The sequence below is a fragment of the Aeromonas sp. Prich7-2 genome (genome assembly GCF_017939255.1).
In the GTDB taxonomy this organism is placed as follows: Bacteria; Pseudomonadota; Gammaproteobacteria; order Enterobacterales; family Aeromonadaceae; genus Aeromonas; species Aeromonas caviae.
This window is the reverse complement of record NZ_JAGKRI010000266.1, coordinates 1-293: the sequence shown is the minus strand read 5'-3', so window position 1 is coordinate 293 and position 293 is coordinate 1. Positions and strand designations below refer to the sequence as shown.

Sequence of the window (293 nt, the reverse complement as noted above, 5' to 3'; positions counted from 1 at the left end):
GGCCTATGGCCGTGGTCAGGAGGCGGCCAAGCGGCTGCTGGGCGCCGAGTTTGACGGGGTGCTGGTGACCGACCAGTACGCCGGCTACCGGTTTATCGACGCCGACCAGCGGCAACTGTGCTGGGCCCACGTGGCCCGCAATCTCGTGGCCATCGCCGAGAGTAGCGAGCAGTGCAACCAGCCCATCGGTGCCCGGTTGGTCTTGCTGGCGGATGCGGTGTTTCGTACCCGGCACCGTTGGGAAAGCGGTGCGTTGAGCAAGCAGAAATACCTGCGCAGGCTCGCGCGTTACC

Annotated in this window: 1 protein-coding gene; it reads left to right on the top strand. The window is 66.2% G+C overall.

Annotation, left to right across the window (positions count from 1 at the left end; all coding sequences use genetic code 11):
- Window positions 1-293 (top strand): transposase (locus J9892_RS21565; RefSeq protein WP_210538956.1); only part of this gene is annotated, 293 nt, incomplete at both ends.